The following is a 25,455-nucleotide window of genomic DNA, read 5'->3' on the forward strand; positions in this document are numbered from 1 at the left end:
TTGGCCGAACAGACGAATTTGACGCCTATGATGCAGCAATACTTGGCAGTCAAAGAAGAATGTAAGGATAAATTACTATTTTTCCGCCTCGGTGATTTTTATGAAATGTTTTTCGATGACGCTGTTATCGCCTCACGCGAGCTTGATTTAACGCTGACGGGACGTGCAGGCGGCAATAAGGAGCGCGTGCCTATGTGCGGTGTTCCCTTTCATTCGGCCGATACGTATATTGAGCGCCTTGTTCACAAGGGATATAAGGTCGCTATTTGTGAGCAAATGGAAGACCCTAAGACCATAAAGGGAATTGTGAAGCGGGAAATTATTCGCGTCGTTACACCCGGTACGGTTACGCTTGAACACGCCGTCTCATCGAAAAAAAATAATTATATAGCCTGCCTTGTAGAAAAAGACGAGCTTTTGCAGACCGTCCTTACAGATGTGACGACGGGCGAGTCTCTATGGATGACGTGCAGTGTCGGCGAATTGGATGATAAAGTTTTCGATGTCTTTTCCGTCTATGAGCCTGTCGAATTGGTCTATGCCAATCTTGAAGCACGCCTGCCGGCCGTACGGCAGTTCATTAAGAGCCGTCTCGGCCGCTGCGCCCTTACGCCGTATGAGGTTGATGCCGCTGTGGATTATGAGGGCCTGGGCAAAACCTATTTTCCTGCCGACGCTATGAAAACGGCTTCGCCTGCGGCTCTTGCCGTCGGTATCTTACTGACTTACGTGAAGGACGTCATGAAGTCCGACGTGTCCCACATTTCATCCTTGCGTCCGTTGGCCCATGAACGGTGTCTTCTCATTGACGCGTCCGGCCTGCGTCATTTGGAAATCACGCAGAATGTGCGCGACGGCAGGCGTAAGGGCACTCTCCTCGAGGTGCTCGACTACACGGAAACGGCTATGGGGGCCCGTTTGCTGCGCAAGTGGCTGGAAGCGCCCTTGCTGCGCCTTGCCGATATCGGTGCGCGGCAGGATGCGGTTGAAGACCTGCTCGGTCATGAAATTATGAGGCAGGATTTGTCGGCAACACTCGGCAGGATATACGATTTTGAACGAATTTTGACGCGCATCGGGACGGGAACGGCGGGGCCGAAGGATCTGGTCGCCCTGCGAGAATCACTGCGTGTATTGCCTGACTTGCGTACTGTCCTGGGGCAGGCGCAAGCGCCGCTCTTGCAGTCCCTTTGCCGGGAAGTGGCCGAGCACGGCGACGTATATGACCTTTTGTGCCGTGCCGTCAAAGATGATCCGTCCGCAGTTATTCGTAACGGCGGCATCATTCGCGAAGGCTATTCGTCCGAGCTCGACGAGATTCGCGGCATTTCGGAAAACAGCCGCGCTTACTTACGCGAACTGGAAGAAAAGGAAAAGGAAAGTACGGGAATTAAGCTGAAAATCGGCTATACGAAAGTTTTCGGCTATTATTTTGAAATCAGCCATGCCAATACGAAACCCGTTCCGTCTTACTACGTGAGGAAGCAGACTCTCGTCAATGCGGAACGTTATATTACGCCGGAGCTCAAGGACTTTGAAATAAAGGTTTTGACTGCCCAAGAACGGCTTTTGGCCTTGGAGTATCGCCTCTTCGGCGAGTTGCGTGAGCAGATTCGGAAGCACATTCAGGCCATGCAGATTACGGCCCGTGCCATTGCGCGTATAGACTGCCTTTACAGTCTGGCGAGCGCTGCCCGTGAAAACCGCTATGTCCGGCCGGGTCTTAATAATGACAGAGTTATTCATATTGAAGACGGCAGACATCCGATTATTGAAAAGTATATTCAGGACGGCGTTTTTGTACCTAATAATGTAACCTTAAACCACGATGACCACGAAATTCTCGTCATTACAGGCCCCAATATGGCCGGCAAGTCCACGTTCATGCGCCAAGTCGCGGTTCTCGTCCTTATGGCGCAGGCAGGTTCCTTTATTCCTGCGAAAAGCGCGTCCGTCTGCCCTGTAGATCGGATTTTTACACGTATCGGTGCAAGTGACGATATTCTTGCGGGGCAGAGTACGTTCATGACGGAAATGAAGGAAGTGTCGTATATCTTAAAACATGCGACGTCCCGGAGCTTGCTTATTCTCGACGAAATCGGCCGCGGCACGAGTACCTTCGACGGTATGTCCATCGCCAAGGCGGTTATCGAATACTGCCTGAAAAACGTCCATGCTTTTACGCTCTTTGCCACGCATTACCACGAACTCGTCGCCATGGCGGACGAGTCGGAAAAGCTGAAAAATTACACTGTTGCCGTCAAGGAAAGGGGCCGGGCCATTACCTTTTTGCGCCGCATCGTCCCGGGCGGGGCGGACCGCAGTTACGGCCTGCACGTAGCGCGCTTGGCGGGCCTGCCGGAAGCGCTTCTGAAGCGGGCTGAAGTCATCCTGGCGGACCTGGAAAGCTCCGGCAGCGGTTATGTCCCTGCGCCTGCCGAAGCTGCCCGGTCTTCCGGCTTTGACGGCAATGACGGTTTATTTTCCAATTCCGTCATCGACAGGCTCTTAGAGGTCGATGTGATGAGTATGACGCCTATTGAAGCCATATCGTTCTTACATACACTGCAAAAAGAGGCGAAAGAAGGGAGTGGAGTGAAATGAGTTCCGTCATTCATGTGCTTGACGAAAAAACGGCCAATAAAATCGCTGCCGGCGAAGTCGTGGAACGGCCGGCATCGGCTATTAAAGAAATGATAGAAAATGCCTTGGACGCAGGCGCGACGGCTATAGAAACGGAAATTGCCGACGGCGGACAGACGTACATGCGCGTCAGTGACAACGGCTGCGGCATGAGTCCGGAAGATGCGAAGAAGTGCATTATTCGCCACGGTACCAGTAAAATAAGCACGATTGAAGACATTTTCGCAATCAGTTCTCTCGGCTTTCGCGGTGAAGCCGTGCCGAGTATTGCCGCCGTTTCCAATTTAGTGATTACAACGCGTATGGAGGGCGATGAATTTGCTTATCGCCTTACTTTGACAGGCGGTGATATCACCGGAGAAGAACAGACGGGAGCAGCCGTCGGTACGACTATGGAAGTAAGTGATCTTTTTTTTAACACGCCGGCGCGGAAAAAGTTTATGAAGAGCGAACGGACGGAAACGTCCAAAATAAATGATATCCTGACAAAGCTCGCCTTGGCGCGTCCCGACGTAGCTTTTACGCTTATCAACAACGGCCGTACGTCCGTCCATACGGGCGGCAACGGAAACGCATTGGATGCCGTTGCCGCCGTGTACGGTGCCGCCGTGGCGAAAGAGGTATTTCCCGTCTCGTACAGTAACGATGAAATTACGGTAGAAGGCTTTGTCGGGAAACCGTCGCTTTTAAAGAGCACGCGAGCGTGGCAGACGTGTATTGTCAACAATCGGATTATTCACAACGCCGTTGTCTTTAAGGCCGTTGAAAATGCATATCACGCCATGCTGCCGAAAGCGGGATACCCCTTTGCGCTTCTGCACATACACATCGATCCGGCCGTGATTGACATAAACGTTCACCCGGCAAAGACGGAAATAAAATTCTCCGACGAGCAGCAAGTGTACAGAGCCATATACCACAGCATCATTACGTCTCTCACGGAAAGGGAGAAGCCCGAGCAAGTGGCAACGCCTATCGACTTGACGTCACGACAGATTACGAAAGCCGAACTGAATGCTCCGGCTGTGACTCCGTCGGCTTTCGCTTTTTCCGAAGCGGGACGGGCAGGCGTAAAAGAAACGGTTCCGGCAAGAAATGATTTATCCCATGAATACAGGCCGCTGCAGCATGATACGAGAACACCTTATCGGCCCGACCCGGCCGTGCGTGATTGTGCTGCCGGCAACGCATTCAGCGCATTTATGGAAGAACGGGATGCGGCCCGGCCGGTGCAGACTATCACATTTGACGGCGACGAGGATGTTTTCATTCCTTTAGGCGTTGTAGCAGATTGTTTTATTGTTGCCAAGAAGGGACAAGATCTTTATCTCATCGACCAGCACGCCGCACACGAACGGATCCGTTATGACAAGTTGTGCAAGCGTACGGAAGCCTTGCCGAGCCAGCAGCTTTTGACGGCGGAATTCGTCGAAGTGGACGGCCGCGATATGGAGCTTTTTGCGGAACGGGCACACGTTTTTGCAGACCTGGGTTACACCTATTCCGAAGCGGGTCCGACGACGCTGCGCATCGAAGCGATTCCGGCCGATTTGCCCGTAGGGGATATAAGCGAATCACTTCAGGAAATTTGCCGTATTCTTCACGAGAGTCCGATGACGGACAAGGCCGTGCTGCGTCATCGTTCGTTGGCTTATTTGTCCTGCCGCGGTGCCGTGAAAGCGGGGGATGTCCTCAATATGAGAGAAATCAGGGAATTGTTGGAAGAACTCTTTCATACGGGAACCCCTTATGTGTGCCCGCACGGACGGCCCGTTATTGTGCGCTTTACGCCGGACGAGCTGGCCAAGCTCTTTAAGCGGATTTAAGATGAGCACACCTGTAATTGTGACGACGTCCTTAAAAGCGGGGACGGCCCTCATACGGGAAGGCGGAACCTGGGCCCGTTCCGTAGGCGCCCGCTTTGAGCCGCGCCGCGGCAGAAGTATACAAGAATTGCGCAGGATTTATGAAAGCTTTCTCATTTACACGACGCGGGGGCCGGAAATACATACGGATACCGGTGTACATCGCTTTCACCTGAGTATGGCGGAACTCCGCATACAAAAGCTGCGCGCCGGCGGTACGGATCATCTTTTGGACGCCGTCGGTATGCGCAGGGGCGTGCACTTTCTCGATTGTACGTGCGGCTTCGGCGCCGATGCGGCGACAGTTTCTTTTTATTTGGATGACAAGTCCCGCATTGACGCCGTAGAAGGATCGCCCTTGTTGGGACGCGTAACGCAGTGGGGACTTACCCGTTATATCCATGAACGGGATGACGTTTCGGCCGCCTTACGGCGTATTAACCTGTACCTCGGCGATTATGAGACCTATTTACGCAGTTTGGCTGACAAGGCGTATGACATTATTTACTTCGATCCCATGTTTGACCGGCCTATTGCCGAAAGTTGCTCTTTTGCTCCCGTGCGTGCCGTTATGGAACACGGCGGCTTGTCGGCGGATACGGTGAAAACGGCGCTTTTAAAGGCGAAAAAGAGGGTTATTATTAAAGGCCGGGACTTCGGCGAGCTGAAAGCCGCTTATCCGCACCTGCGTTTATGCGGCGGTAAATACAGCCGTGTCGCCTACGCGGTCTTGGAGTGTGAACCGTAGATGAATGAACTCATTGCCGTCGTCGGTCCTACGGCAGTAGGAAAGACGGCGATCAGCTTTTCTCTGGCCGAACGCTTTCATACGGAGCTGATTTCCGGCGATGCCTATCAGATTTATAGAAAAATGAATATCGGGACGGCAAAACCGTCAACGGCGGAGCTCGCGAGGTATCGGCATCATCTCATCAACATTGCCGAACCGGACGAGTCTTATTCGGTCGCCGCTTTTCAGGAAATGGCCACGGCGGTAATCGCTGATTTGCATGAATGCGGTATGATTCCCGTCATCGTTGGCGGCACGGGCCTTTACGTCCAGTCACTCCTCGAAGGGTATGCTTTTGCTGCGAAGAAGGTCGAGCCGCTGGAAAGGCAGGCGGCAAAACAGCGTATTGCAGCCTCTTCGGCAGATGAGTTGAAGAAATACATTCATGGCGCTACCGGTTGGGAGCCGTCCGATTGGCATGAGCTGTTGGCCAATTCGCAGCGTCTCATTCGCCTCGTTGCCGCTATAGAAGGCGGTGACGGCAAAGAAGCCGTGCAGCCCCGTAAGCGCGGCAGTCTCGTCTATGACGCCTTCGTTATCGGCCTGTCTTTGCCGCGGCCCGTTCTCTATGAGCGCATAGAACGGCGTATTGACGACATGATTGCCGCAGGCTGGGCCGAAGAAGTGAAAGGTCTTTTGGCTGACGGTATCAAGCTTGATGCACAGGCCATGAAGGCCATCGGTTACGGTGAGATGGTTGCCTACATACAGGGAAAATTATCCCTTGACGAGGCGGCGGCGCAGATTAAGACGCGGACCCGTCATTTTGCAAAGAGGCAGCTTACGTGGTACCGCCACATGCCGTATATTCGTTGGTATGAAAAAGAAAAATACGCCTCCGAAAAGGAATTGGTCGAGACGGTTGTGACGGATATAGAGGCGTGGTCGCAGTGCCTGAAAAGGAAAGGTGTGTAGAAAACGATGGATATAGAATCGATAAAACGGGAAGCCCTGCAGGACTGTGCCGAACAGTTTGCACGCATCGACGCGGTAAGCCTGAAAAATACGGAGAAAGTATTGCAGGCTTATAGGGACGCGAAGCTGTCGGCCTTTCATTTTTCAGGCACGTCCGGCTACGGCTACAACGATTTGGGCCGGGAAAAGTTGGATGAAGTGTTCTCTTTTGTCTTTAAAGCGGAAAAGGCTGTTGTACGCCCCCATTTCGTGTCGGGAACACATGCGCTGGCAACGGTACTCTGTGCCATCCTGGAAAAAGGGGATCTGCTCGTTTCTCTTGTCGGTGCGCCGTACGACACGATGCAGGGCGTTATCGGCTACGCCCGGGACAGCCGTAATTCTTTGAAAGAAAAGGGCATTTTTTACGATGAAGTACCCTTAAAAAACAATACCTATGATTTGCAGGCTATCCGCACCGTCGTTCGTGAAAAGAAACCGAAGCTCGCCCTCCTGCAGCGCTCACGCGGCTACAGCCCGCGTCCGTCCCTGCGGCCGGAAGATATACGCCTTATTATTGACACCGTGCGGGATGAAAGTCCGGAAACCATTTGCTTTGTCGACAATTGCTACGGCGAATTTGCAGCTGAAGAAGAACCTGTCGAGCTGGGTGCACATATTATTGCAGGCTCTCTCATTAAAAATCCGGGCGGCGGCATTGCACCTACCGGCGGATATATTGCAGGCCGGGCGGATCTCGTGGAAAAGGCGGCAGACTGTTTGACCGCCCCCGGTCTGGGTGATGAGCTCGGTTCTTATGCTGCCGGCTACAGGCTTTTCTTTCAGGGCCTTTTTATGGCGCCTCACGTGACGGCACAGGCTGTTAAAGGTGCCGTCTTTGCGGCAGCCGTATTCTCGCGTCTCGGTTTCTCCGTATCGCCTGCGGTTCAAGAAAGACGGTACGATTTGATTCAGACCATTGCCCTTAACAACAGGCACAATATGGAATTGTTCTGTCAGGGCATTCAGCGTTTTTCACCGGTTGATGCGCATGTCCTTCCCGTCGCCGACGACATGCCGGGCTATGCCGATAAGATCATTATGGCTGCCGGCGACTTTGTGCAGGGCTCGTCCATCGAGCTTTCTGCCGACGGCCCCATGCGCGAACCGTACCTCGTTTACCTCCAGGGAGGTATCGTATTGGAACACAATATCCTTGCCGTACTGCAGGCGGCACAGTTTATTTGTGACGAAGGAGGCTTTTTGCCGTCATGATCAAAGAAGTTCTTATTGTCGAAGGCCGAGCTGATGAAGCGCGTATCAGAGCGAGCAACATCGAGGCCGATATGATTCGCACGGACGGCTTTAATCTGCGGCCTGAGACGATAGAGCAAATCAGGCACGCTTACGAGAAACGGGGCATCATTATTCTGACCGACCCCGACAGGGCGGGCGAGCTTATTCGCACCTACCTGTCCAAGCGCTTTCCCGAGGCCAAACACGCTTTCGTGCCGCGGGACGAGGCCGTTGCCAACGATGATTTGGGCATTGAACAGGCCTCTCCCGAAGCGATTCGGCGGGCCTTGGCAAAGACGCGGTGCGCCACCTTTTTGCCGGTTGAAGAATTTACCATGCATGACCTGTGGCGGCATGACTTGAACGGATCCGAGGATGCGGCGAAGCGGCGCGCTTTTTTGGGTTCCCTCTTGGGTATAGGCTACGGTAATGCAAAGCAGTTTCTACGTCGCCTCAACCATTACGGCGTAAGTCGCCGGGAGTGGGATAAGGCCGTTGCGCGCCTTGATGAGGAGTAGAAGATGAAAGAAAAAGAACTGGCAAACCCCGACGTAGTGCGGTATCTTGTGAATCGATTCAATTTACGCATGAGTAAAAAATGGGGACAGAATTTCCTTATTTCGCCGCAAATTATACGTAATATAGCTGCCGTATCGGGTCTTGAAGAAGGCGATCCGGTTCTGGAAATAGGCCCGGGCATCGGTACGCTTACGCAGGGGCTGGCCGAACTGGGGGCCGACGTGACGGCCGTGGAAATTGATTCGCGGCTCCTGCCGGTTTTGAATAAGACACTGGCTGTATATGACAACGTGCATATTATTCACGGTGATATCCTGAAAACGGATATTGAAAGAGAAATGGGTTCCGAACCGTTCACGGTTTGCGCCAACCTGCCTTATTACATTACGACGCCCATTATTATGCGTCTCCTGGAAGAGCGCCATGCCGTAAAGCGAATGGTTGTCATGGTACAGAAGGAAGTGGCGGAACGGATGATTGCCGCTCCGGGAAACCGCATTTACGGTGCCTTGTCCGTAGCCGTACAGTACTACACGGAGCCGCGCATAGAGTTTGAAATTTCACCGCGTGATTTTCTGCCGCCACCTGCCGTCACGTCGGCAGTAGTAGTCATGGACGTGCGGCAGGAAGCGCCCGTAACCGTAAGGAATGAAAAAAAATTCTTTCAAGTCGTAAAATTTGCCTTTGCCCAGCGGCGTAAAACCTTGTCCAATGCCTTGAAGGGCGGCGGCATTGTTGCGGCCGATGTACAGGAGCTTCTGGCGCGTGCCGGCATAGACGGCTCACGCCGCGGCGAAACGCTTACTCTTGCCGAGTTTGCCGCCCTTGCCGACGCCTGGACGGAAGCGACGGCGGGAAAATAATCTATACGCCCGGGGCGGTATCGGGCATTATAAGGTACAGATGATGAAACGGTCGGGGAACATTAAAACGGCAGTGCTCCTTCTCACGGGAGCACTGTGTATATGCCTGCTCTTTGCCTGGTGGAACGGCAAATCGCCGAGCCGTCTGGAACGGGAAGGGCGTAAGGAGACGGCACCGGTCATTCGGGCGGAGACGGAAGTACTGGCTCCCAATATAATTCTTGCGGATGCGGACGGAAAGCGGTTGAAGCTTAGAGAATTATATAACGAAAAGCCCGTATGTCTTTATTTTTGGCATCCGTGGAACGAAAATACGGCGATCGGCCTTGACCTCCTGCAGGAGCTGCAGGAAAAAGAGGGAAACCGTATATATGTCTGTGCCGTCACCTTGGACGGGCGGAGGGAAGAGGCGTACGCTTATATAGAAAAAAAGGGCTATACCTTTTTAAGCTATACGACGGATGTGCGAACGTTGCGTGAATACGCTATAAAAGCGCCGCCCGTGTGGATATGTATTGATAAGGGCGGCAAGATAAAAGATAAGTCCGAGGATATGACCATAAAAAAATTACTTTATATTCTTAGTAGTTAATAATTATTATTGACAAAATAATTATCTTCGGATATACTATTCTCATGAGAAGAAATATCATTATAAATTGTTGTTTATAAAGGAGGATAATTATGTCTCTTAACGGAAAGAAAGTAACGGATTTTACATTACAGGCTTATCAGGCCGGCGCATTCAAAGAAGTAACACAAAAGGATTTGGAAGGCAAGTGGAGCGTGCTCTTCTTCTACCCCGCAGACTTCACCTTCGTATGCCCGACAGAGCTCGGTGACTTGCAGAATAAGTACGAAGAATTTAAAGCTATCGACTGCGAAATTTACTCCGTATCGTGCGATACGCATTTCGTTCACAAAGCATGGCATGAATCTTCGGCGACAATCGGCAAGGTCGAATTTCCTATGCTCGGCGACCCGACGGCGGTCCTCTCCAAAGACTTGGACGTGTACATCGAATCAAGCGGTGTAACGGAACGGGGCACTTTTGTCATCGATCCGGACGGCAAGGTCGTTCTCTACGAAGTAAGCGCCGGTAATATCGGCAGAAATGCAGATGAATTACTGCGGAAAGTACAGGCTGCGCAGTTCGTTCGCAAACACGGCGACGAAGTGTGCCCGGCAAAATGGAAACCCGGCAAGGAAACGTTGAAACCGGGCTTCGATTTGGTCGGAAAAATTTAAGCCCTTTGCAGTACAGAGCCGTATGCGACATATCCGTGCCGCATACGGCTTTCTCGCGTTTAACAAGCGAAAGATATCGACTTTTTTCCGTTCCCGTCGTATAATAATTTCAATTTACAGATATATAAAACACAGCACAAAGGAGTGCGCATGAAGCAATCAAAACTTGCTGAGGAGCGAAGAATACAGGTCTGCGCCTGTTTGGTCATCGCTTTTATTTTATTGGCCGTTCATTTTGTCATCCCCGATTTTTACAGTACTTTGCTGACCTTGACCATGGCGGGAAATGTGCAGGGCCTGACGGACTATATTCTGTCCTTCGGCTACGGTGCCATGGCCATGAGTATACTCATGATCCTTCTCACCAACATGACGGGTTTGCCGTCCTTGCCTTTTCTAATCGTCAACGGACTTATTTTCGGCCTCGTCCCGGGAATTGTTGTCTCGTGGATCGGCGAAGTCCTGGGCAATATTACCGGCTTTATAGTCATGCGTACGGTCTTTCGCGACTTTGCGGGCCGTCTTATTGCCAAGAATAAGCGGTTTAACCGCATTGACTCGTACAGCAGTTTTCGCAACGTCCTCATTGCCCGCTCTCTTCCGTATACACCGAACGTATTGCTGACGGCGCTTATGGCGTCGAGCAGCGTGTCTTTTGCGGATCATGCGCTGGCCACGTTTATCGGTAAATTGCCGGCCGTCGCCATTGAAGTTCTCTTCGGCCATGACCTCGTATACATCCGGGAAAATGCGGACAGACTGCTTGCCGTTCTCATCCTCTGCCTGGCAGGCTACGGTATATACAGATGGAAAAAGAAGTGCAGGTAATATATTACCCGGCTCAAAGGAGTACTATGGAAACGCGTTACCGCGTCTATTCGGACTATCTTAAAGACCGATACGGTGAAAAAGTATATAAGCTTCCCGTCAGTATCCCCGATACGTGTCCCAACCGGGACGGCCGTCTCGGCACGGGAGGCTGTGCCTTTTGCGGTTCCATCGGTGCAGGCTATGAAAATCTGCCTGCCTCCGTTACCGTAGCCGAGCAGATCGAAAAGAACAGGGAGCACATTGCACCGAAGTACAAGGCACATAAGTTTATCGCCTACTTTCAGAATTTTACGAATACCTATATTCGGCCGGACCTCTTTAAAGAATACCTCATCAGGGCCTGCCGCCCGGGCATTGTCGGACTTGCCGTAGCGACGCGCCCCGATTGCCTCAATGAGACGTACTTGGACATTATGGCGGAAGTCAAGGCGCAGTACGGTGTGGACATTCTCGTCGAACTCGGGCTTCAGACCGTAAATTATAAGACCTTGAGGAAAATCAACCGCGGACATACGGTGGCCGAATATATTGACGCCCTCATGATGCTCGCGCCTTACGGCTTTCGCAATTGTACGCATGTCATCATCGGACTGCCCGGCGATGATATGGCGGATACGATAGAAACGGCGAAAATTATTTCCGCTTTGCCGACGCATGAAGTAAAGCTGCACGCCCTCTATATCATTAAAAATACGCTCTTGGCCAAGTGGTATGCCGCAGGGAAAATCAATCTGATTACAGTGGAAGAATATGTGCGTCGCGTCGTCGCCTTTTTGGAATACGCCAGGCCGGACATAGTCTTTCAGCGGCTTATCGGCAGAGCGCCGCAGGCAGCAACCGAGTTTGCCAACTGGGGTATGGGCTGGTGGCGTATACGCGATATGATCGATTACGAATTGGCCGCCGCCGACACTCGGCAGGGTAAAAAATGCACCTATCTGCACGGTAAGGCTGTGCGGCAATTTACGGAATAAGGGAGAGAGAATTGACAGAAAAGCGGTTTATATTTTCCGACCCGTCGGAAGCGCGGCATTTGTCGGGAATGCATGACGAAATAGTAAAAGCTCTGCAAAGCGAGTTTCCCGCTTGTCGTTTGGCGGCTCGCGGACTGGATTTATTTTTAAGCGGTCCCGCCGAAGAGCTCTCGGTGCTGGAGCAGGTTTTGCTGCAGCTGCGCGGACTCAATGCGGAAAAGGTCTATCCTACGACGCAGCACGTGCGGTATATAACCAAGCTTTTGCGGGAAGGGAAGGGGGAAATACTGACAGCCTTATATGCCGATACGGTCGGCATGTCCGCCAAGGGACGGCTCATAAAGCCGAAAACAACAGGCCAAAAACGGTATGTCGATTCTATCCGCAAAAATGCGGTCACCTTCGGCATCGGTCCGGCAGGGACGGGGAAGACGTATCTTGCCGTCGCTCTTGCGGCCTTTTATTTAAAGAACCGGGAAGTCGAACGGATCATTCTTACCAGACCGGCCGTAGAAGCAGGTGAGAAGCTCGGTTTTTTGCCCGGCGACATGCAGGAGAAAATAGATCCCTATTTACGGCCTTTGTACGATGCGCTGACGGATATGTTCGGCTTCGATCTGGTACAAAAAATGCAGGCCAAAAATATTATTGAAGTGGCGCCGCTCGCATATATGCGCGGCAGAACGCTGGAAGAAGCGGTGATTATTCTGGACGAGGCGCAGAATACGACATGCGAGCAAATGAAGATGTTTTTAACGCGCATGGGAAGTCATTCGCGCATGGTCATTAACGGCGACATTACGCAAATCGACTTGCCGAACCGCCATAAGTCGGGGCTGGTTGAAGCGATCGACGTTCTTACAGGCGTGCAGGGAATCGGTATGATGTATTTTACGGACGAAGATGTAGTTCGTCATGACATGGTCGGGCGCATTATTCGGGCTTACGAGGGTTTTTATAAAAAAGAAGAGGAGACACTGTAATGAACGTCCGTATTTCCTATGAAAAGGAAGAAGTGCGGCAGGAGGATTGCGACAATGTTATTGAGCGCGTGTGCCGGGAGGCGGCGGCCGTCTACGGTCTTGCGGAAGAGACGGAAATAAGTGTCGTCCTTTGCGGTAATAATTATATTCACGGTCTCAATAAAACCTACCGCCGGATAGACCGGCCCACGGACGTACTGTCCTTTGCCTTAAATGAAGGTGAAGAAGCCGGTGACGGCCCGGCTGCGGCACTTCTCGGAGATATCGTCATCTCTTTGGAAAAAACGGCTGAACAGGCTGAAGAATACGGCCACTCCTTTGAGCGGGAACTGGCCTATTTGACCGTTCACGGCATGCTGCATATTTTGGGATATGACCACATGACGAAAAACGATAAAAATGAAATGCGAAAGGAAGAAGAGTTTATCTTGACACGCTTGGGATATGTACGGAAAGGGGAACCTTTATAATGGATAAGGCACGGATAGACGAGCTTATTGCGGCAGCCTTCGAAGTCAGGGAAAACGCGTATGCGCCGTATTCGGAATTTACTGTCGGAGCGGCTCTTCTCGGTATGGACGGCCGTATATATGCGGGCTGCAATGTGGAAAACGGGTCGTACGGCCTGACGTCCTGCGCCGAACGAAATGCGGTCTTTGCCGCCGTCGCGGAGGGATGCAGGAATTTTGCAGCAATTGCTCTTGCCGGCGGCCGTGATTTTATCGTGCCTTGCGGCGCATGCCGTCAGATTCTTTCGGAATTTAACGTGAACCGCGTCATTTTAACGAAGCGTGACGGCTCTTATAAGGTTGTTGCTTTAAAAGACCTTCTGCCGTATCCGTTTTCCTTATAAAGGGGAGAGACCTATGGAAAGTGTGTTTAAATCGGGGTTTGTTGCCGTTGTAGGCAGGCCGAATGTGGGTAAGTCGACACTTATCAATCAAATTATAAAACAAAAAGTTTCCATCGTTTCCGACAAGGCGCAGACGACGAGAAATAAGATTCTCTGTGTTCATACGGATGAAGACGGTCAGATCATTTTTCTCGATACGCCGGGTATACACAAACCCCGCCACAAGTTGGGCCGGTTTATGGATGAAGCGGCATACGGCTCCTTAAGGAACATTGATGCCGTCCTGTTTCTTATTGCGGCTGATGAAAAACGGGGGCCCGGCGACATGTTCGTTCTCGAAAAGCTGCAAAACGTAAAGGCGCCCGTCTTTTTAATCGTCAATAAAATTGACAAGCTCGAAAAAGAAAAGGTCCTGCACGTAATCGGCGAATACTCGCAGCTGCGCAAGTTTCATTCGGTCATCCCTCTTTCAGCCTTGAAAGGGGACAATGTGGATACCTTGGTTGGCGAGCTGAAAAAAACGCTCATGCCTGGGCCGAAATACTTCCCTGACGATATGATTACGGATCAGCCCGAACGACTGATCGTGGCGGAAATCGTCCGGGAAAAACTGCTGCAAATGACGCGCGAAGAAGTGCCGCACGCCTTGGCCGTGTATGTGGATGAAATGACCCGGCGGCCTAATGGCAAGGTATATACGCGGTTGACCGTATATGTGGAAAGAGAGTCGCAAAAGCGAATCGTCGTCGGTAAAAACGGGGCGGTTCTGAAAGAAATCGGCAAACGGGCACGCACGGAAATAGAACACCTCCTGGGGTCGTCCGTGTTTCTCGACATATGGGTTAAAGTAAAGCCGGATTGGCGCAATAAGGCATCCGCCTTGAGCGAGTTCGGCTATACGAAGAAATAGAAAGGTAAGGGGCTTATGGAAGAACAAATAGGCACGCTTATTGTATGCGGTCTTGTCTTTTGTGTCACTCTCGGCGTGCACGGCTTTTGTGTCTTGGGCAAGTTTGCCTTCGTACAGCTGCGCAAAGAAGCGATAGAAGAGAGCATTCGCAATGGTGACGTGAAGGCAAAAAAACTGGTTCACTACTACGATGATCCGGCTACGTTTTTAAGTATGGCTCAAGTGGGAGTATCCCTGTCGGCCTTTGCCGCAGGAGCCACCTTGTACGGGTTGGTCCGTACATGCGGGCAGTGGGGCAGGATAACGCCTTTTTATGTGCTGGATGTAGTCCTGTATGCAGTAATTATTGCCGTCCTTACACTCTTCTTTTGGGTTCTCGGCGAACTTGTGCCCAAATCCGTCGGCATGCAATGCCCCGAAAAGACGCTCCGCTTTACGGGCTCTTTTATATACGGCCTGAGCAGAATTTTTTATCCCATGTTGGCAGGCGGCATGAAGCTGGGACAATTCGTCCTGAGCGGCAGAGCTCTCGACGTGACGAACGAAATCGATATGGCCCATTCGGAAGACGAAATCCGCATGCTCATTACGGCGAGCCATAGAGAGGGGAAGATAGACAAGCTGGAAAGCGAGCTCATTGACAATGTCTTCGATTTCTCCGAGCTTCTTGCCAAGGAAATCATGATTCCCCGCCAGGATATCGTTTGTCTGTACGCGGAAGAGAGTATGGCGCAGAACCTGAGGGCCATCAATAAGTCCCGACATACGCGCTATCCGCTGTGCGAAGAAGATAAGGATCACGTACTGGGACTTGTCCATATAAAAGATGTTCTCGATCTGCATATAAACAAGCGCAATAATTTGCGCCTCATCAACCGGCCCATCTTGATGATTCCTGAAATTATGCCCGTTGCCAATCTGCTGCAGCTTATGCGGTCACGGCGTACCTATTTGGCTATTGTTGTAGACGAATACGGCAGCACTGTCGGCCTTATCGGCCTGGAAGACATTATGGAAGAGCTGGTCGGTACGATTCGTAACGAACATACGGCGGAAAAAGAGGAAATACAGCCTTTTCCCGACGGTGTTTACGAATTTGCCGGTACGGTTCTCTTGGATGACGTGGAGGAGCTCCTGCACATTCCCGTTGAAGAAGACTTGGATGTCGATACGATCGGCGGCTATGTATTCAACCTGCTCGGCCATACGCCGCATGTGCATGATGAAGTAAGCATCGGCGCCTATACGTTTACGGTCCTTGAAATTCACGGCTTTCGCATTGTCCGCCTGCGGGCCGTACCTACGGCTCCGCTGCCGGAAGAGGAGGACCAAGAGGATGAATCCGTATAAAGACGGGCCGGCTCAGTCCTACGACGGTATAATCGTACGCGTGCGGAAAAATGCCGCCGCCATGCAGGTCCTTACGGTGTTTACCGTGCAGAAGGGCTTGATTCGCCTCTTTGCGGGGACGGCGAAGAAGACCGGCAAATGCAGCGGCAGTCCTTTTTTTCTTTTTGCCGAGATTTCTTTTGAAGCGCACGAAAAAGACGGCATATACCACCTGGGCGAATATATTTGTCATAACGTTCGCGTCCTCTTGGAATTGACGTGGCGGACCTACGTGTACACACAGATTTTTGCGGAAATTGTTCTCTCTCTCCTGCCGGAAGGAGAGGCGGACGGCCGCATATATGCTCTTCTGCAAGTGTATAGGGAAGCCCTCGGCAGGAAAAACGTGCGCACGGCGACGATTATTGCCGGTTGGCAGCTTGTCGGCCTGGCCGGATTTTTTCCCGATCCGGACAGACTGCATATATATCGCCGAGGTTGCTATGAAAACGGCATGCGGCGCTGGTATGTAGGCATGAACGAGCAGGCGGGAAGCCGTGCAGAGTCTATAAGTCCGGCTCTGCGCAAACAGTGGCTTGACATACTCACGTATGATTGGCGGACCGATGCGCGGCTGACGACAACGGCTGCGGCCTTGCAATACCTGGAAGAATTCCTTTACGCATATGTGACGGAATGCAGTGAAAAAGAGTTAAAATCTCTTGCTATACTGGAATCAGGTTGTTGATGCGCCGTAAGGCATATTTTCTTCGCTCACGTAAAGGCGGTCGTAATGCCAGTGGTCGTACTGCGACTCCAAGCAATGACAGGCCGTCCGGTAAGCCTGTTCCGAGGGAATTTCCTGTACGAGAGAATCGGTGGCGGAAATGACGGGTTCTATGTGAGCCTGCCGTTCCAGGAGTTGCCTGCAATAGGTTACGAACCAGTCGATACGGCGGTTGTCGTCGCTGTGCAGACTTACGAGAAAATGAATGTGATTGGGCATAATGCGGTAGTCCGTGAGCGTAATATCGCGGCGGTTTGTACTGATGCGCTTTAACAGAGATGCCGCCTTTATGCCCAAAGGGGAGGGCGACAAGGTGATCCCGTTTTTACCCTGTATGACCGTGCCGAAGAGGGGCGCCCGTTTGTCCGTACACAATGTAAAAAAATAGATTTTTTTTCGATCAACGCCTTTCTTATTACGGCGTTTTTGTTTATCCATAACTATCACCCGTTTATACCATGACATAATGCTCTGAAAAACACTTTAAATCCTGCTGAAGTGACGGTTAAAAACGGATATTCCTTAATTTCATCGAAAGTGAGATACAGATGGTCAAAAATATGACGACAGGCAGTCCTATCAAATTGATCGCAGCTTTTACGGTACCTCTGCTTATAGGCAATATATTCCAACAATTTTATAATATAGCCGATATCATTATTGTCGGACGGTTCATCGGTGTCCACGCTTTAGCGGCGGTAGGAGCTACGGCACCGCTTTTTATGGGACTGTTGGCTTTGACTATCGGTCTTGCTTCCGGTTTTACGGTCATTACGGCCCAGCGTTTCGGTGCCGATGACGAAGCGGGAGTGAGACGTTCCGCGGCGATGGCGGCTATGCTTTCCTTCGGGATCACTCTGATCCTGATGGTTCTGTCGGGGCTTTTGATGCCGAAGATATTGCATCTTATGAATATTTCCGATGAATTGTATGATGACGCTTACCATTACGTTATTATCGTTTCGTACGGATTAATTGCGACGATGCTTTATAATTTACTTTCCTGTATTTGTCGTGCTTTGGGGGATAGCCGTACGCCGTTGTATTTTCTTATTCTTGCAACACTCTTGAATATTGTCTTGGCCGTTCTGTTTATTGTCCGCTTCGGCTGGGGCGTGCCCGGTTCAGCCGTTGCCCTTGTCATCGCCCAGGGAATATCGGCGGTTCTCTGCTTTTTTTATATGCGTTATCGATTCCCTTTCCTGCGTCTTCACAGAGAAGACTGGCACTTTGACAGAGAATTTGCATGGAAGCATTTAAAGGTCGGTATGCCTATGGCCATGCAGTTCTCCATTATTACCTTGGGCATCATCGTTGTCCAGGCGGTTTGCAATACCTTCGGCTCGGAAACGATTGCCGCTTTTATTTCGGCGACGCGGATTGAACAGGTAGCCATGCAGCCCATGATATCTTTCGGTATTGCCATGGCCGTCTACACGGCACAAAATTACGGCGCCCGCAAGTTCGACCGTATTCGCAAGGGCGTGCGCCAGTGCTCGTACCTTTCTTTCGGCCTCTGCCTGGCGGCGGTCATTCTCATGTATTTTTACGGTACGGTGCTTATCTCCGTATTTACGACGGAAGAAGATCCTGTTTTAATGGCTCAGGCCAAATTATATTTACTTTTTACGGTGCCCTTTTATTTCTTCCTGGGCCAGCTTTTCGTGTATCGCAACGCTATGCAGGGCATGGGCGTTGCCATTGTTCCCCTGATGAGCAGCATTCTTGAACTCGTTATTCGCAGCGGCGCCGCCCTGGTTTTGGCGGCTTACCGGGGATATGAAGGCCTGTGTGCTGCCAGCCCGATTTGTTGGATTGCAGCTTGCGGTTTTACGACGGCGTGCTATTTCTATTTCAGCCGCCGCCTGTTGAAAAACTATTGATTTTGTATAAATGACAGGTTGGTTGCCGTTCTTGTTTTAACATCGGCAAGCGTGTATGATAGGGGCGTATACGGATTCGAGTGAACGTATAAGAGCCGGGTAATGCATGGAGGAAATCATGAATAAGCGAATGAAAGCGGTTTGTTGCCTAATGACCGCCATAGCGGTGCTGTGCCTTGCGGGCTGCGGCAAGACGGCGGAGCCGGAAAAGGCGAGGCTCGTAAAGACGGAAACGGTAGGGACGCAAAACGGCACGGACGGGTTTGAATATACAGGCACAGTTAAGGGTCGCTATGAAAGCAATTTGGCTTTTCAAATCGGCGGCCGCGTTACGGCGCGAAACGTGCAGCTCGGCAGCGTCGTTCATGCCGGTGATATACTCATGACGGTCAATCCGCAAGACGCGGTGCAGGCCGTCAATCAGGCACAGGCAACCTTGTCTTCAGCACAGTCTCAGCTAGTGCTGGCTGAAACGAACTTGGCCCGTTATGAAGCTTTATATGCCCAAGACGCCGTGAGCGCCGCCGTGCTCGACCAGTACCGCACGACCTATGACCGGGCGAAGGCGCAGTATGATCAGGCTGCCGCAACGGCAGAGGCGCAAGGGAATCAGTTGTCCTATACGCAGCTTACGGCGGACAGTGACGGCGTTATTTCCGCCGTCATAGGCGAACCGGGACAGGTTGTCGCCGCCGGCCAAACAGTTTTGACCATGGTTCAGGCAGGTGACTTGGAAGTGCAGTTCAACGTGCCGGAAAACCGCATTCACGATTTTGTTGTCGGCAAAGAAGTCGCCGTCTCATTCTGGGCCTTACGCGACGGCAACGTGACCGGTACGGTGCGGGAAATAGCGCCTATGGCCGACACGGCTACGCGCACGTATAAGGTGACCGTCACTTTGCCGCAGCAGCCGCAGGGACTTCAGTTGGGCATGACGGCGACCGTAAAGGATGTAAACGCCGTTGGTGACGATTCGACGTGTATCCTGCCTTTAGCGGCCATCTATCAGACCGGTGATACACCGCAAGTCTGGGTCGTCGGCAAGGACAAGACTGTGTCTCTCAAGGCGGTGAGCGTAGAGACGTTTGATGAAAACCGTGTCCTTGTTAAGGGACTGCAGCGAGGTGATGTAGTCGTAACGGCCGGTGTCCACGTGCTGACGGAAGGGCAATCCGTGAGGACGGAAGGTGATGCATGATGCGTAATCTCACTGAAGTATCGTTAAAAAATAAAGCCCTTGTCTGGTACTTTATCATCATGATCGCCTTGGCCGGTATTTTTTCATACCTGAAGCTCGGCCGCATGGAAGATCCGGCGTATACCGTACGGCAAATGGTCGTGACTGTCGCATGGCCCGGTGCCACGGCCAAACAGATGGAAGAACAGGTTACGGATAAGATAGAAAAGAAGCTCCAAGATACGTCTCATTTAGATTACATTAAGAGTTATTCCAAGCCCGGACAGGCCGTTATTTTCGTCAATCTCGATGATGAAATTGCTTCCGACAAAGTGCGCAGCGTCTGGTTGGAAGTTCGTAATTTGACGGAAGATATGAAGCGCGACCTGCCTGAAGGCGTGTACGGACCGTATTACGACGATCATTTCGATGACGTATACGGCTCCGTTTATGCTGTGGAAGGGGACGGTTATTCTTACGAAGAATTGCGCCGAAAGGCGGAACTGCTGCGCCGGGAAATCCTCAACGTCAAAGACGTGGGCAAGGCGGAAATCATCGGCGAGCAGTCGGAAAAAGTGTACATTGAAGTGGAAAACGCGAAAATCGCGTCCTTAGGCATTGCGCCTGCGACCATTGCGGAGGCTGTTAAAGGACAGAACGCCATGACCGCGACCGGCATGATCGACACGTCGTCGGACAATGTATACCTGCGCCTGAGCGGTGCCTTTGAAGAGGTGGAAGCCGTTAAAAATCTTCCCGTCAAAGGCGGTAACGCCGTTTTCCGCTTAGGCGATATTGCCAGGGTCGAACGAAAGTACACCGAGCCGGCGGATCCGAAGATGTACTATAACGGCAAGCCTGCCGTAGGTGTGGCCGTGTCCATGAAGGACGGCGGCAATATCCTTACCCTCGGCGACAATTTGAAGAATGTTATTACCCGTATGCAGAGCGATTTGCCGGCAGGTATGGAAATCCGTCAGGTTTCGGATCAGCCCAAGGTGGTGGAAGAATCGATTAGCGATTTTGTCGGTACGTTGCGCGAAGCGATTATTATCGTCCTCGTCGTCAGCTTCCTCAGCCTGGGCATACGTACGGGCATGGTCGTCGCCTTTTGTATCCCTTTGGTGTTGACGGGGGTCTTTTGCGTTATGGAAGTGGCCGGCATCGACCTGCATAAAGTATCTTTAGGCGCTCTTATCATCTCCCTGGGCCTGCTCGTGGACGATGCCATTATTGCCGTCGAAATGATGAGCGTTCAGCTTGAGCGGGGCAAGTCGCGAACCGAAGCGGCCTGCACCGCTTTTAAAGAAACGGCGAAGCCCATGCTGACAGGAACTATAGTCACTTGTGCCGGCTTTATACCCGTTGCTTTTTCTCAAGGCGCGGCAGCGGAATTCTGCAAGGCTCTTTTTCCGGTTATTACGGCTTCCCTGATCATCTCATGGATCGTCTCGGTCATGGTAGCGCCTCTCTTCGGCTATTACTTGATCAAAGTAAAAGAAGGAGCGGCGGAAAAAGACCTGTATGATAACCGCTTTTATACGGTCTTTCGCCGTGTACTCTACGCTTTTTTGGCTCATCGTAAGACCGTTCTTTTCGGTACGGCCGGAGCATTCCTCCTGGCTGTCGGCCTGATGAAAGTCGTGCCGGAAGAATTTTTTCCGCCTTCTCTGCGGCCCGAAGTTATTGTGGAAATGACTTTGCCTGAAGGAGCGTCCCTTAAGGCAACGCAAAAAGAGGCGGCAAAATTCGCCGCCTTTTTGGACGGAAAAAATGATTCGGTAAAGAGCTATTCTTATTATGTCGGTGAAGGGGCACCGCGTTTTGTCCTCACGACGGAGCCGATCCTGCCGGCGAGCAATTACGCTCAATTTATCGTCGTCGCCAGAGACACGCGGGCAAGGGGAGAACTGGTTGCCGATATTCGTAAGGAGTTGGCTGAAAACGAACCGGCCGTGCGCAGTAATATAAAATTCATTCAAACCGGACCGCCGTCGGACTATCCCGTCATGTTGCGTGTTTCCGGCTTTGATATTGACAAGGTCAAGGCCTATTCACGGAAGATGGCGGACCGTTTGGCACAGGATGATAATTTGCGCGACATTCATCTTAACTGGGCGCAGAAGAGCAAAGTACTGAAAGCCGAACTCGATCAGAATAAATTGCGTTTCCTCGGCATTTCCGGTCAGGATATATCGCGCACCTTGTATACGGAGCTGAGCGGTGCGACCATTGCCGAATATTATGCAGGCGACAAGACCGTAGGCATACAGCTGCGCCTCAGTCCGGACAGCCGCTCCGATTTGTCGCAGGTTAAAAACATCGTTATCCACACGCCGAACGGTACCGTGCCGCTGGAACAGGTGGCAAAGCTGACCTACGGCGCTGAAGACGGTAAGATATGGCGGCGCGATTTAAAACCGACTATAACGGTCGAAGGTAATATTATTGCCGGTACGGCAAATGATGCGACCGAAAAGGCATATAAAGATGTAGCCGATATTGCCGCCGAAATGCCTTTCGGATATACCGTTAAAAAAGACGGTTCTGCAGAAAACAGTGAAAAATCACTGAATTATATTTTGGCGCCCGTTCCGGCCATGGTGCTTATCATCATGACGCTGCTCATGTTTCAGCTGCGCAGCATTTCGCTTATGGCCCTGACCCTGGTGACGGCGCCTATGGGCATCATCGGCGTGGTTTTGGGCATGCTCGTCTTCAATAAGGCATTGGGCTTTGTCGCCTATCTGGGTATACTGGCCCTGAGCGGTATGATCATCCGCAACTCGGTTATTCTGATCGACCAGATTCAAAAACACATGCGCGCCGGCGAATCGCCTTGGGACGCGATTGTCGATTCGGCGATCATGCGTTTTCGGCCGATCATGCTGACGGCTGCGGCAGCCATCCTCGGTATGGTTCCCCTCATGACCAGCGCTTTTTGGGGGCCTATGGCCGTGGCTATCGCGTCGGGCCTGCTCATTGCGACGGTTCTGACCTTGTTGGTTTTGCCGGTCATGTATGCGGCAGCCTTCAAAGTACGGCGCAAAGAAAAATAAGAGCTTGCCAATATCCGGAGTTTTTGTGGTAAAATATAATAATGACTACACTATAGTTCAGGAAGGATTACGTCTATGGCGTCCGTTTTTTCACCGCTCACAAAAAACATAGGTATTGATTTGGGCACGTGCACGACACAGGTTTATGTGGAGGGCAGAGGCATTATTTTTTCGGAGCCTTCCGTCGTCGCCACGGATGAACGCAATCAAAAAGTTGTCGCCGTCGGGAAGCGGGCGGAAGCCCTCTTTGCCCAATCGCCGGAGACCGTGAAAATTCACCGTCCTCTCGTAAACGGTGTCATAGCCGACTATTCCGTGACGCGGACGCTCCTCAACTACATCCTCGGCAAGGTTGTGCGAACGGTTCAGCGCATGCGCGTTATGCTGGGCGTTCCCGCCATCGCGTCGGATGTGGAAAAGCGGGCCGTCATGGAAGCTCTCTTTCGTGCCGGTGCCAAGGAAGCCTATTTGATTGAAACGGGCGCGGCTGCGGCCATCGGTACGGGTCTGCCCGTGTTCGAGCCTATGGGAAATATGGTTGTCGACATGGGCGGCGGTACGACGAATATAGCCGTTCTTTCCTTAGGCGGCATCGTCATATCCAAGTCCGTCCATTCGGGCGGCCTTGATCTCAACGAAGCGCTCAAAGAGCACTTGCGCACGGTCTATGCCGTCGTGACCGACGATGCTACTATTGAAGAAATGAAAGTCTATAACGGCTCTGCCGTTTTGCCGCTGGAAAACAGAAACTACTATTTCACCGGCCGCAGCCTTGACGACGGACTGGAGAAAGAGGTAACCGTCCAAGCTGGCGAAATTTATGAAGTAATGGGGCGGCCGTTGCTGAAAATATTGGAACTCATCCGCCGCACGCTGCGGCAAACCCCGCCCGAACTGGCGGCGGATATTATGGAACACGGCATCGTCCTGACAGGCGGCGGTTCGTTGCTCAAAGGGACGGAACAACTTATTTCTCAGGAAACGGGTGTTCCCGTCCTCATTGCGTCTGACCCGGACAAGGCCGTAGCCAGAGGTGCAGGCACAGCTTTAAAGCGAAGAGAACAGTTACATTCTCTTGTCCAGGGCGTAGAGTCCATTTATAAAAGGAGATTTTAGCAGTGTTTTCCTTCGGTAAGAAAAGCGTCATCGGCGCGTTTATCCTCTTTTTTGTCATTGCCGTCGTCGGCTGGGCTTGGCGGCAACATAATTCCATTCCTTATGTGACCGGGCCTATACAGACTGTGATTACACCGGCGGAAGAAGGTGTGACATGGGTACTGGAGCACATATCCGACGTTAACCGTATCATTGAAATCAGTCTTAAAAACCGTATTGAATGGGAAAACCTGGAAAACGAAAATGCGGATTTGCGTAAACGGGTTGTCGATTATGATGAAGTAGCGGCGGAAAATGCGCGTCTGCGCAGACTCCTGGATTTCCGTGCCGCACATAAAGATCTGCAGCTCCTTGCGGGCGCGGTCATTTCGCGGGATTACGGAACATGGACGAATACGATGATCATCGGCATCGGCGACAATCAAGGTGTTAAAGAAAATATGGCCGTCATTACGCCGGACGGCGTCGTCGGCTTCGTTTGTGACGTATTTCCCGATTCTGCGCGCGTACAACTCATGACGGATCCGCGTACCGGTATGGGTGCCGTCGTACAGCGCCCCGAATCGCGCGTCGCATCCGTTGTGCGCGGCAACGGCAACATGCCGACGGAACCGCAGTTTGTCAATATTGCCAAGGATGCCGACATTCTCGAAGGGGATACGCTCGTCACGTCGGGATTCGGATCCATTTATCCGAAGGGGCTGTATATCGGTAAAATTACGTCTATCCACATGGACGACTCGGGCTTCGTCAAATATGCCGTCATCGCGCCGGGCGTGGATTTCTCCAAACTGGAAGAGGTTTTCGTCATTACGGGTACATCTGCAGGCACGTCATATGAAAAGCCCGATGTGGCGCCTAAGCTCGTGCCGCAGACGCAGCGCGACAAAGTGGAAGGCATTAAGGGAACGGCTGCTCTATGAGGAAAATTTATTGTCTTGTCACAGGAATCGGTGTTTTTTTGCTGCAGGCCATGATCTTGCCGCGTCTCTTTAACGGCGTCGTTCAACCCAATGTGATTCAGTTGGCCGTTATTCTCATTTCCCTGCGCTACGGACAGCGTATGGGCCTCGGCATTGCCATCATAGGCGGATTTGTGCAGGATGTGGTGATCGGCAACTTTTTCGGCGTTCACCTGCTGCCGTACTTGGCCATCGCCTTTATTTGCAGTTACGTCGGACGTTTGCTGGAAAAAGGGCAGTATATCCTCCTGATTCTCATCGTCCTGGCGGCGACGGAAGCAAGTCTTGTCTTGACCTATGCCGTTCTTGCATTGTCCGGGCAGTTCGTCAGCCTGCCCGCTTATCTGGCACAATATAGCGGGCCTCTTCTCATTTGCCACGGCCTTCTGGCCTATCCGGCAGATAAAATAGTGCGGCATATGCGTCGTGACGACGAGTATTTCGGATTTATGAGTTATTACAGATAGAAAGGG

Annotated in this window: 24 protein-coding genes; 23 read left to right on the forward strand and 1 reads right to left on the reverse strand. The window is 51.8% G+C overall.

The window, feature by feature from the left end:
* The first annotated feature begins 27 nt into the window (after nucleotides 1-27).
* The 17 genes from mutS (at nucleotide 28) to recO (ending at nucleotide 16,746) form a co-directional block, all read left to right on the forward strand.
* Nucleotides 28-2,604 carry a DNA mismatch repair protein MutS gene (gene mutS / locus BQ2674_RS02200; RefSeq protein WP_075573323.1) on the forward strand — a complete coding sequence of 859 codons (2,577 nt, stop codon included), beginning with the start codon at nucleotides 28-30 and terminating at the stop codon, nucleotides 2,602-2,604.
* Nucleotides 2,601-4,469, forward strand: coding sequence for a DNA mismatch repair endonuclease MutL (mutL, locus tag BQ2674_RS02205; RefSeq protein WP_075572236.1), 1,869 nt, complete (start codon nucleotides 2,601-2,603; stop codon nucleotides 4,467-4,469). The genes mutS and mutL overlap by 4 nt, the downstream gene beginning before the upstream one ends.
* 1 nt (nucleotide 4,470) lies before the next feature.
* Nucleotides 4,471-5,256 carry a class I SAM-dependent methyltransferase gene (locus tag BQ2674_RS02210; RefSeq protein WP_075572237.1) on the forward strand — a complete coding sequence of 262 codons (786 nt, stop codon included), beginning with the start codon at nucleotides 4,471-4,473 and terminating at the stop codon, nucleotides 5,254-5,256.
* Nucleotides 5,257-6,213: a tRNA (adenosine(37)-N6)-dimethylallyltransferase MiaA gene (gene miaA, locus BQ2674_RS02215; protein ID WP_075572238.1), complete on the forward strand. Its 957-nt coding sequence runs from the start codon at nucleotides 5,257-5,259 to the stop codon at nucleotides 6,211-6,213.
* 6 nt (nucleotides 6,214-6,219) lie between these two features.
* Nucleotides 6,220-7,467 (forward strand): methionine gamma-lyase family protein, encoded by a 1,248-nt coding sequence (locus BQ2674_RS02220; RefSeq protein ID WP_075572239.1) that lies wholly within the window; start codon nucleotides 6,220-6,222, stop codon nucleotides 7,465-7,467.
* The gene (rnmV, locus tag BQ2674_RS02225; protein WP_075572240.1) at nucleotides 7,464-8,006 is read left to right on the forward strand and encodes a ribonuclease M5; all 543 of its coding nucleotides are present in this window, start codon (nucleotides 7,464-7,466) and stop codon (nucleotides 8,004-8,006) included. The genes BQ2674_RS02220 and rnmV overlap by 4 nt, the downstream gene beginning before the upstream one ends.
* Before the next feature lie 3 nt (nucleotides 8,007-8,009).
* Nucleotides 8,010-8,870: a 16S rRNA (adenine(1518)-N(6)/adenine(1519)-N(6))-dimethyltransferase RsmA gene (gene rsmA / locus BQ2674_RS02230; protein WP_075572241.1), complete on the forward strand. Its 861-nt coding sequence runs from the start codon at nucleotides 8,010-8,012 to the stop codon at nucleotides 8,868-8,870.
* A 40-nt stretch (nucleotides 8,871-8,910) separates the two neighbouring features.
* Nucleotides 8,911-9,462 carry a TlpA family protein disulfide reductase gene (locus BQ2674_RS02235; RefSeq protein WP_143696389.1) on the forward strand — a complete coding sequence of 184 codons (552 nt, stop codon included), beginning with the start codon at nucleotides 8,911-8,913 and terminating at the stop codon, nucleotides 9,460-9,462.
* Nucleotides 9,463-9,554: 92 nt separating this feature from the next.
* The gene (gene ahpC, locus BQ2674_RS02240; protein WP_075572243.1) at nucleotides 9,555-10,118 is read left to right on the forward strand and encodes an alkyl hydroperoxide reductase subunit C; all 564 of its coding nucleotides are present in this window, start codon (nucleotides 9,555-9,557) and stop codon (nucleotides 10,116-10,118) included.
* A gap of 150 nt (nucleotides 10,119-10,268) precedes the next feature.
* Nucleotides 10,269-10,946 carry a TVP38/TMEM64 family protein gene (locus BQ2674_RS02245; protein WP_083222287.1) on the forward strand — a complete coding sequence of 226 codons (678 nt, stop codon included), beginning with the start codon at nucleotides 10,269-10,271 and terminating at the stop codon, nucleotides 10,944-10,946.
* 26 nt (nucleotides 10,947-10,972) lie between these two features.
* A complete protein-coding gene (locus tag BQ2674_RS02250; RefSeq protein ID WP_075572245.1) occupies nucleotides 10,973-11,923 on the forward strand; it encodes a TIGR01212 family radical SAM protein in 951 nt (316 codons plus the stop codon).
* 11 nt (nucleotides 11,924-11,934) lie between these two features.
* Entirely contained in the window at nucleotides 11,935-12,906 is a 972-nt protein-coding gene (locus tag BQ2674_RS02255) for a PhoH family protein (protein WP_235828788.1), read from the forward strand.
* Nucleotides 12,906-13,376: an rRNA maturation RNase YbeY gene (ybeY, locus tag BQ2674_RS02260; protein ID WP_075572246.1), complete on the forward strand. Its 471-nt coding sequence runs from the start codon at nucleotides 12,906-12,908 to the stop codon at nucleotides 13,374-13,376. Before BQ2674_RS02255 ends, ybeY begins: the two co-directional genes overlap by 1 nt.
* Nucleotides 13,376-13,759, forward strand: coding sequence for a cytidine deaminase (locus BQ2674_RS02265; protein WP_075572247.1), 384 nt, complete (start codon nucleotides 13,376-13,378; stop codon nucleotides 13,757-13,759). The genes ybeY and BQ2674_RS02265 overlap by 1 nt, the downstream gene beginning before the upstream one ends.
* 13 nt (nucleotides 13,760-13,772) lie before the next feature.
* Nucleotides 13,773-14,669, forward strand: a complete 897-nt coding sequence (gene era, locus BQ2674_RS02270; RefSeq protein WP_075572248.1) for a GTPase Era — start codon at nucleotides 13,773-13,775, stop codon at nucleotides 14,667-14,669.
* A 15-nt stretch (nucleotides 14,670-14,684) separates the two neighbouring features.
* Nucleotides 14,685-16,019, forward strand: coding sequence for a hemolysin family protein (locus tag BQ2674_RS02275; RefSeq protein WP_075572249.1), 1,335 nt, complete (start codon nucleotides 14,685-14,687; stop codon nucleotides 16,017-16,019).
* Complete coding sequence (recO, locus tag BQ2674_RS02280; protein ID WP_075572250.1) at nucleotides 16,006-16,746, forward strand: DNA repair protein RecO; 741 nt, start codon at nucleotides 16,006-16,008, stop codon at nucleotides 16,744-16,746. The genes BQ2674_RS02275 and recO overlap by 14 nt, the downstream gene beginning before the upstream one ends.
* On the opposite strand, the gene BQ2674_RS02285 is transcribed toward recO, so the two are convergent.
* Nucleotides 16,735-17,223 (reverse strand): transposase, encoded by a 489-nt coding sequence (locus BQ2674_RS02285; RefSeq protein ID WP_075572251.1) that lies wholly within the window; start codon nucleotides 17,221-17,223, stop codon nucleotides 16,735-16,737. The genes recO and BQ2674_RS02285 overlap by 12 nt on opposite strands.
* Nucleotides 17,224-17,333: 110 nt before the next feature.
* Between BQ2674_RS02285 and BQ2674_RS02290 the strand changes: the two genes are divergently transcribed.
* From BQ2674_RS02290 to mreD, 6 genes are all read left to right on the forward strand, one after another.
* Nucleotides 17,334-18,668 (forward strand): MATE family efflux transporter, encoded by a 1,335-nt coding sequence (locus BQ2674_RS02290; protein ID WP_075572252.1) that lies wholly within the window; start codon nucleotides 17,334-17,336, stop codon nucleotides 18,666-18,668.
* Nucleotides 18,669-18,786: 118 nt separating this feature from the next.
* Nucleotides 18,787-19,866, forward strand: a complete 1,080-nt coding sequence (locus tag BQ2674_RS02295; protein WP_075573325.1) for an efflux RND transporter periplasmic adaptor subunit — start codon at nucleotides 18,787-18,789, stop codon at nucleotides 19,864-19,866.
* On the forward strand, nucleotides 19,863-22,904 hold the full coding sequence (locus tag BQ2674_RS02300) for an efflux RND transporter permease subunit (RefSeq protein WP_235828789.1): 3,042 nt from the start codon (nucleotides 19,863-19,865) through the stop codon (nucleotides 22,902-22,904). The genes BQ2674_RS02295 and BQ2674_RS02300 overlap by 4 nt, the downstream gene beginning before the upstream one ends.
* A 75-nt stretch (nucleotides 22,905-22,979) precedes the next feature.
* Entirely contained in the window at nucleotides 22,980-24,020 is a 1,041-nt protein-coding gene (mreB, locus tag BQ2674_RS02305; protein WP_075572253.1) for a rod shape-determining protein, read from the forward strand.
* Nucleotides 24,021-24,022: 2 nt separating this feature from the next.
* Nucleotides 24,023-24,943: a rod shape-determining protein MreC gene (mreC, locus tag BQ2674_RS02310; RefSeq protein ID WP_075572254.1), complete on the forward strand. Its 921-nt coding sequence runs from the start codon at nucleotides 24,023-24,025 to the stop codon at nucleotides 24,941-24,943.
* Nucleotides 24,940-25,449: a rod shape-determining protein MreD gene (gene mreD, locus BQ2674_RS02315; RefSeq protein ID WP_075572255.1), complete on the forward strand. Its 510-nt coding sequence runs from the start codon at nucleotides 24,940-24,942 to the stop codon at nucleotides 25,447-25,449. Before mreC ends, mreD begins: the two co-directional genes overlap by 4 nt.
* Nucleotides 25,450-25,455: the final 6 nt, after the last annotated feature.

Source organism: Megasphaera coli (assembly GCF_900095855.1).
In the GTDB taxonomy this organism is placed as follows: domain Bacteria; phylum Bacillota; class Negativicutes; order Veillonellales; family Megasphaeraceae; genus Megasphaera; species Megasphaera massiliensis_A.

Bases quoted from the DNA above. Each gene is read 5' to 3' on its own strand.
- BQ2674_RS02265 (WP_075572247.1), top strand. From the start codon at position 13,376: ATGGATAAGGCACGGATAGACGAGCTTATTGCGGCAGCCTTCGAAGTC.
- BQ2674_RS02245 (WP_083222287.1), top strand. From the start codon at position 10,269: ATGAAGCAATCAAAACTTGCTGAGGAGCGAAGAATACAGGTCTGCGCC.
- mreB (WP_075572253.1), top strand. From the start codon at position 22,980: ATGGCGTCCGTTTTTTCACCGCTCACAAAAAACATAGGTATTGATTTG.
- BQ2674_RS02285 (WP_075572251.1), bottom strand. From the start codon at position 17,223: ATGGATAAACAAAAACGCCGTAATAAGAAAGGCGTTGATCGAAAAAAA.
- ahpC (WP_075572243.1), top strand. From the start codon at position 9,555: ATGTCTCTTAACGGAAAGAAAGTAACGGATTTTACATTACAGGCTTAT.
- rsmA (WP_075572241.1), top strand. From the start codon at position 8,010: ATGAAAGAAAAAGAACTGGCAAACCCCGACGTAGTGCGGTATCTTGTG.
- BQ2674_RS02235 (WP_143696389.1), top strand. From the start codon at position 8,911: ATGATGAAACGGTCGGGGAACATTAAAACGGCAGTGCTCCTTCTCACG.
- mutL (WP_075572236.1), top strand. From the start codon at position 2,601: ATGAGTTCCGTCATTCATGTGCTTGACGAAAAAACGGCCAATAAAATC.
- mreD (WP_075572255.1), top strand. From the start codon at position 24,940: ATGAGGAAAATTTATTGTCTTGTCACAGGAATCGGTGTTTTTTTGCTG.
- ybeY (WP_075572246.1), top strand. From the start codon at position 12,906: ATGAACGTCCGTATTTCCTATGAAAAGGAAGAAGTGCGGCAGGAGGAT.
- BQ2674_RS02250 (WP_075572245.1), top strand. From the start codon at position 10,973: ATGGAAACGCGTTACCGCGTCTATTCGGACTATCTTAAAGACCGATAC.
- era (WP_075572248.1), top strand. From the start codon at position 13,773: ATGGAAAGTGTGTTTAAATCGGGGTTTGTTGCCGTTGTAGGCAGGCCG.
- mutS (WP_075573323.1), top strand. From the start codon at position 28: ATGATGCAGCAATACTTGGCAGTCAAAGAAGAATGTAAGGATAAATTA.
- miaA (WP_075572238.1), top strand. From the start codon at position 5,257: ATGAATGAACTCATTGCCGTCGTCGGTCCTACGGCAGTAGGAAAGACG.
- rnmV (WP_075572240.1), top strand. From the start codon at position 7,464: ATGATCAAAGAAGTTCTTATTGTCGAAGGCCGAGCTGATGAAGCGCGT.
- BQ2674_RS02275 (WP_075572249.1), top strand. From the start codon at position 14,685: ATGGAAGAACAAATAGGCACGCTTATTGTATGCGGTCTTGTCTTTTGT.
- recO (WP_075572250.1), top strand. From the start codon at position 16,006: ATGAATCCGTATAAAGACGGGCCGGCTCAGTCCTACGACGGTATAATC.
- BQ2674_RS02295 (WP_075573325.1), top strand. From the start codon at position 18,787: ATGAATAAGCGAATGAAAGCGGTTTGTTGCCTAATGACCGCCATAGCG.
- BQ2674_RS02300 (WP_235828789.1), top strand. From the start codon at position 19,863: ATGATGCGTAATCTCACTGAAGTATCGTTAAAAAATAAAGCCCTTGTC.
- BQ2674_RS02210 (WP_075572237.1), top strand. From the start codon at position 4,471: ATGAGCACACCTGTAATTGTGACGACGTCCTTAAAAGCGGGGACGGCC.
- BQ2674_RS02290 (WP_075572252.1), top strand. From the start codon at position 17,334: ATGGTCAAAAATATGACGACAGGCAGTCCTATCAAATTGATCGCAGCT.
- BQ2674_RS02220 (WP_075572239.1), top strand. From the start codon at position 6,220: ATGGATATAGAATCGATAAAACGGGAAGCCCTGCAGGACTGTGCCGAA.